Annotated in this window: 3 protein-coding genes; 1 reads left to right on the top strand and 2 read right to left on the bottom strand. The window is 69.3% G+C overall.

Annotated elements, in window-relative coordinates:
• Positions 1–104 precede the first annotated feature (104 nt).
• Positions 105–386, bottom strand: a complete 282-nt coding sequence (locus tag ACFXB5_RS52050; RefSeq protein ID WP_009717479.1) for an HU family DNA-binding protein — start codon at positions 384–386, stop codon at positions 105–107.
• Positions 387–641: 255 nt separating this feature from the next.
• The gene (locus ACFXB5_RS52055) at positions 642–2,063 is read right to left on the bottom strand and encodes an NAD-dependent malic enzyme (RefSeq protein ID WP_385222737.1); all 1,422 of its coding nucleotides are present in this window, start codon (positions 2,061–2,063) and stop codon (positions 642–644) included.
• Positions 2,064–2,342: 279 nt separating this feature from the next.
• Between ACFXB5_RS52055 and ACFXB5_RS52060 the strand changes: the two genes are divergently transcribed.
• Positions 2,343–2,552: a cold-shock protein gene (locus ACFXB5_RS52060; protein WP_020870916.1), complete on the top strand. Its 210-nt coding sequence runs from the start codon at positions 2,343–2,345 to the stop codon at positions 2,550–2,552.
• Positions 2,553–3,006 lie beyond the last annotated feature (454 nt).

Genomic DNA, 3,006 nt, shown 5'->3' on the forward strand with positions numbered 1-3,006 from the left:
TCTGGGGCTCTCTTATTAATCAATAAAACACCCCCTCCCCCCTCGAGCGCCCGCGCGCGGCCCCCCCCCCCCCCCGGGCCCCCCCCCCTCTCGTTCGCGGGGGCTTACTTGCCCTTGGCGGCTTCCTTGAGCTTGGAGCCCGCGGAGACCTTCACGCTGTAGCCGGCCGGGATCTCGATCGGCTCACCGGTCTGCGGGTTGCGCGCGGTGCGAGCGGCACGGTGGGTGCGCTCGAAGGTCAGGAAGCCGGGGATGGTGACCTTCTCGTCGCCCTTCGCGACGACCTCACCAGTCACCTCGGCGAGGGCGGCCAGCACGGCGTCGGCGTCCTTTCGGGTCACCTCGGCGCGCTCGGACAGAGCGGCCACCAGCTCACTGCGGTTCATGTTGTACTCCCGTGTTCATCTTGCCAATGAGGCGTGAGATCGAAGCCGATGCTGCCAGGGCCCTCGGACAGTCCCCGGACCCGGGTCTGCTGTTCAGACCCTCGCGCCCGGAACGCATCCTGCCCCCACCTGTGGCGGGAATGCCAATCCGGAGCCCTGGAGAGTCACACGAAAAGCGCCGTGGCGGTCGTTTTCCTGTCCGCCACCCTATGGCCGCTTCCGGGACCCCGGAGCGCGCGACGCGCCGTACCCCGCCTAGACCGCAGTGGTACCGGTCACAGCGCGCGCCGCGTCCCGCACGGCCCCGGCGACCGCCCCAGCGACCTTGTCGTTGAAGACGCTCGGAATGATGTAGTTGGCATTGAGCTCGTCGTCGTGAACGACGTCGGCGAGCGCACCGGCAGCAGCCAGCATCATCTCGGTGTTCACCGTACGCGACTGCGCGTCCAGCAAACCACGGAAAACGCCCGGGAACACCAGGACATTGTTGATCTGGTTCGGGAAGTCCGAGCGTCCGGTGGCGACCACGGCGGCGGTCTGGCGGGCGATCGCCGGGTCCACCTCGGGGTCCGGGTTGGCCAGTGCGAAGACGATCGCGCCGTCCGCCATGGCGGCCACGTCGTCGCCGGAGAGCACGTTCGGGGCCGAGACGCCGATGAAGACGTCCGCGCCCCGCACGGCCTCGCGCAGGGTGCCGGTGACGCCCTCCGGGTTGGTGTTGTCCGCGATCCAGCGCAGCGGGGACTCCGGGTCGGCGGAGACCAGGTCCTGGCGCCCGGCGTGCACCACACCGTGGATGTCGGCCACGACCGCGTGCCGCACGCCCGCGGCGATCAGCAGCCGCAGGATGGCCGTGCCGGCGGCGCCCGCGCCGGACATGACGACCCTCACATCCTCGATCTTCTTGTCGACCACCCGCAGCGCGTTGGTGAGGGCGGCCAGCACCACGATCGCGGTGCCGTGCTGGTCGTCGTGGAAGACCGGGATGTCCAGGGCCTCGCGCAGCCGCGCCTCGATCTCGAAGCAGCGGGGGGCGGAGATGTCCTCCAGGTTGATCCCCGCGAAGCCGGGGGCGATGGCCTTCACGATCGCGACGATCTCGTCGCTGTCCTGGGTGTCCAGGCAGATCGGCCAGGCGTCGATGCCCGCGAACCGCTTGAAGAGGGCCGCCTTGCCCTCCATGACCGGCAGCGCGGCCTTGGGGCCGATGTTGCCGAGGCCCAGCACCGCGGAGCCGTCGGTGACGACGGCCACACTGTTGCGCTTGATGGTGAGGCGGCGGGCGTCCTCGGGGTTGTCCGCGATGGCCTGGCAGACCCGGGCCACGCCCGGCGTGTAGACCATGGAGAGGTCGTCACGGTTGCGGATGGGGTGTTTCGACGACATCTCGATCTTGCCGCCGAGGTGCATCAGGAACGTACGGTCGGAGACCTTGCCGAGCGAGACACCCTCGATGCCCCGCAGCTTCTCCACGATTTCCTGGGCGTGCGCGGTCGAGGTCGCGGCGATGGTCACGTCGATACGGAGCTTCTCGTGGCCGGACGCGGTCACATCGAGGCCCGTGACCGAGCCACCGGAGGACTCCACGGCCGTGGTCAGCTGGCTGACCGCGGTACCGCTCGCGGGCACCTCCAGCCGAGCCGTAATCGAGTACGAGACGCTGGGCGCCGTTGCCATGGCCTGCTTCCTCTGCTTTCCCTTGTTCATGCTCTCCGGGCCTCGGAATGCCGGGCCACGTCCTCAGATGGTTACACCTACCTCTGGGTACGGGGTAACCCGGCCCGACTTTCGGACATATTGTTCTGACATAGCAGAGTGGGGTCAGGCGAGTGGAAAGCCCCACTCCTTCGCGGGAACGCCTGGCGAGGCGGGCCGCCCGCCGCAGCCGCCGCCCTAGGCTCTGGCGCGCTACAGCGTCGTAAGGACGTCGAGGAAGAGACAACGAGGAGCGCGGGCATGGCTCAGGGCACCGTGAAGTGGTTCAACGCCGAGAAGGGCTACGGCTTCATCGCCCAGGAGGACGGCGGACCGGATGTCTTCGTCCACTACAGCTCGATCGACGGCAGCGGCTACCGCAGCCTGGTCGACGAGCAGCGGGTCGAATTCCAGATCGTGCAGGGCCGCAAGGGCCCCCAAGCGGAAGAGGTCCGCGTCCTGGGCGGCTGACGCCGCCGGGCGCGGACCTCTCACGGAAGAGATGAGAAGTGGCACCGACCCGCCATGCTCGCCTCGCGGCAAGTGGTCGCTCGAAGCGACGAAGGTTGGGCCCGGGGGCTTGGATCGGGCCGGTGCCACATCAAGGCTAACAAACAGGCCCGGGAAGGGATTCCCCTCCCGGGGGGTGGATTTTTGAGGCCGTCGGAGCACCGGACACCGGGGTCCGCCGGGCACTTGGGTCTTCCGGCCGGGGGCACCCCCAGCGGTAGCTGGGGGAGACTGAGGCGCCCCGGCGGGGGCACCTCCCAGCGGTAGCTGGGGGAGAACCGAGCCCTCAAAAAGGGGGATCCCGGAGCAGGTCGGGGACGGCGTTGGCGTCCGGCTCGTCGCGGTCGCCCGAGACCACCGTCAGCCGCTGGGTGGCGCGGGTGAGCGCCACGTACAGCACCCGGAGCCCCCCCGG

This window comes from Streptomyces sp. NPDC059455 (genome assembly GCF_042750115.1).
In the GTDB taxonomy this organism is placed as follows: domain Bacteria; phylum Actinomycetota; class Actinomycetes; order Streptomycetales; family Streptomycetaceae; genus Streptomyces; species Streptomyces endocoffeicus.

Bases quoted from the DNA above. Each gene is read 5' to 3' on its own strand.
- ACFXB5_RS52055 (WP_385222737.1), bottom strand. From the start codon at position 2,063: ATGGCAACGGCGCCCAGCGTCTCGTACTCGATTACGGCTCGGCTGGAG.
- ACFXB5_RS52050 (WP_009717479.1), bottom strand. From the start codon at position 386: ATGAACCGCAGTGAGCTGGTGGCCGCTCTGTCCGAGCGCGCCGAGGTG.
- ACFXB5_RS52060 (WP_020870916.1), top strand. From the start codon at position 2,343: ATGGCTCAGGGCACCGTGAAGTGGTTCAACGCCGAGAAGGGCTACGGC.